Below are 2,038 nucleotides of genomic sequence, written 5' to 3' on the forward strand. Positions count from 1 at the left end.
GACCACGCGGCCCCGCTCGCCGCCCAGGCCGACGCCGATGCCGCCGCCGAGGCCGATGCCGAGCCCGCCCCCGCGGCCCCCTCCGACGTCGAACACCAGCGCACCGCCGACGACGGAGAGGAACAGCTCACCGCCAAGGGGCTGCCGAAGCGCACTCCCAGGATCACCGCACCCACCACCCGGGCCCCGCGGCAGCGTGCCGGGTCCGTGGACGCCGACGCCCTGCGCCGCAGGCTCGGCGGCTTCCGCCGGGGGGCGGCAGCCGGCTACCGCGACGCGGAGGCCGAGATCGCCGAGCAGACCGCACAGAACAAGGCACCGCACGCAGGACAGACACACGCCGCAGAAGACACGGGGGGCACAGTCGAGGAGGCAAGTAGTTGACCGCGCCCAGTACCTTCGGACTGAGCAGTGAAGCCCGCAATCTGCACTGGCTGTTGACCAACCTGGTCGAGGAGGTGCCCGGTATCCAGTCAGTGGCGGTCGTCTCGTCCGACGGCCTGCTGCTGCTCTCCTCCGACCCGGGCCGCAACGAGGAGGCCAGGAACCGCCCGCAGCGCGCCGGAACCGGCCCCCGCGGCTCCGCCGCCGATCTCGCCACCGTCGTCTCCGGCATCGGCAGCCTCACCGTCGGCGCCGCGAAACTGATGGAGTTCGGCGGCGTCAAGCACACCATGGTCACCATGGACGAGGGCAGCCTGTTCGTGATGTCGATCAGCGACGGATCGCTGCTCGGCGTCCACGGCTCCGCCGACTGCGACATGAGTGTCGTCGCGTACCACATGGCCCTGTTCGTCGGGCGTGCCGGCCACGTCCTCACCCCGGAACTCCGCAGCGAACTGCGGCAGTCCCTGGAGGCCGGGGCGCAGGCCGAGTCCGCGGCGGCGGGGAGCGGCCGATGAGCAGCAGCAGCGGTTCTCCGGCCGGTGGTTCCCCGACACGCAAACCGGCCAGGCTCCCGGTGCGCGGCGCCGACCGCAGGCCGGCCCGCGTCCGCCCGTACTCCCTCACCGGTGGCCGCACCCGCTTCGGGCACGTCCTCCTCGTCGAGACGTTCGTCGCGGCGCTCGAGGCCCCCGAGGAGCGCAAGGAACTGGCCAACGGGGACACGCCCGCCACCCCCGGCATGCCGGAGATGCGGGCCATCGTCGAACTGTGCCGCCGTATGCGCACGGTGGCCGAGATCGCCGCGCTGCTGAAGATGCCGCTCGGCGTGGTCCGCGTGCTGCTGAGCGACCTCGCGGACCAGGGAAAGATCCGTGTATACGGCACCGGCACCGGCCATGGCACGGGCCGTCCGAACCGCGCGTTGCTGGAAAGGGTGCTGAGTGGACTCCGCCGTCTCTGACGCCGCAGGCGTCACCCCACTCGTCGAGCCCGACGACGACCCCAAGGCCTGGCAGACGGACCGCACCCGGGCCCCCATCGCCACGAAGATCGTCGTGGCCGGCGGGTTCGGCGTCGGCAAGACCACGCTGGTCACCTCCGTCTCGGAGATCACGCCCCTGCAGACGGAGGCGCTGATGACCGAGGCCAGCGAGGAGACCGACGACCTCACCGCCACGCCGGACAAGCTGACCACGACCGTGGCCATGGACTTCGGCCGTATCACGCTCGACGACGACCTCGTGCTCTATCTGTTCGGCACGCCGGGGCAGCAGCGGTTCTGGTTCATGTGGGACGACCTGGTGCGCGGTGCGATCGGCGCCGTCGTCATGGCCGACACCCGCAGGCTGAAGGACTGCTTCCCCGCGCTGGACTACTTCGAGAGCTGCGGGCTGCCGTACGTCGTCGCCGTCAACCACTTCGACGGCAGCGAGCTGTACGAGCCCGAGGACGTACGCGAAGCCCTCACGATCCCCGCGCACATACCCGTCCTGATCATGGACGCGCGGCGGCGGATCTCGGTCGTGGAGACCCTCCTCGCGCTGGTGGCCCATGCGCTGGAGGAGACCCCCGAGTAGCCCGCGCGAGCGCCGCCCGGGGGTCCGCCCTCCGGGCTCGGCGCTCCCGTGAGCCCCCCTGAGCCCCCCTGAGC

General features: G+C 71.8%; 3 protein-coding genes and 1 pseudogene. All 4 read left to right on the forward strand.

The window, feature by feature from the left end; genetic code table 11:
* Positions 1-384: pseudogene (locus tag MTQ10_RS30010) on the forward strand (histidine kinase); the annotation flags it as partial.
* Positions 381-902, forward strand: a complete 522-nt coding sequence (locus MTQ10_RS30015; RefSeq protein WP_247473707.1) for a roadblock/LC7 domain-containing protein — start codon at positions 381-383, stop codon at positions 900-902. The pseudogene MTQ10_RS30010 and the gene MTQ10_RS30015, both read left to right, overlap by 4 nt.
* Positions 899-1,348, forward strand: coding sequence for a DUF742 domain-containing protein (locus tag MTQ10_RS30020; protein WP_247473711.1), 450 nt, complete (start codon positions 899-901; stop codon positions 1,346-1,348). The genes MTQ10_RS30015 and MTQ10_RS30020 overlap by 4 nt, the downstream gene beginning before the upstream one ends.
* Positions 1,329-1,964 carry a GTP-binding protein gene (locus tag MTQ10_RS30025; protein ID WP_247473714.1) on the forward strand — a complete coding sequence of 212 codons (636 nt, stop codon included), beginning with the start codon at positions 1,329-1,331 and terminating at the stop codon, positions 1,962-1,964. The genes MTQ10_RS30020 and MTQ10_RS30025 overlap by 20 nt, the downstream gene beginning before the upstream one ends.
* The last annotated feature ends 74 nt before the right edge of the window (positions 1,965-2,038 follow it).

Source organism: Streptomyces sp. XM83C (assembly GCF_023072675.1).
Classification (GTDB): domain Bacteria; phylum Actinomycetota; class Actinomycetes; order Streptomycetales; family Streptomycetaceae; genus Streptomyces; species Streptomyces thermocoprophilus.

What these genes read in the sequence shown, in the direction of transcription:
- MTQ10_RS30020 (WP_247473711.1), top strand. Translation starts at nt 899, where the DNA reads ATGAGCAGCAGCAGCGGTTCTCCGGCCGGTGGTTCCCCGACACGCAAA.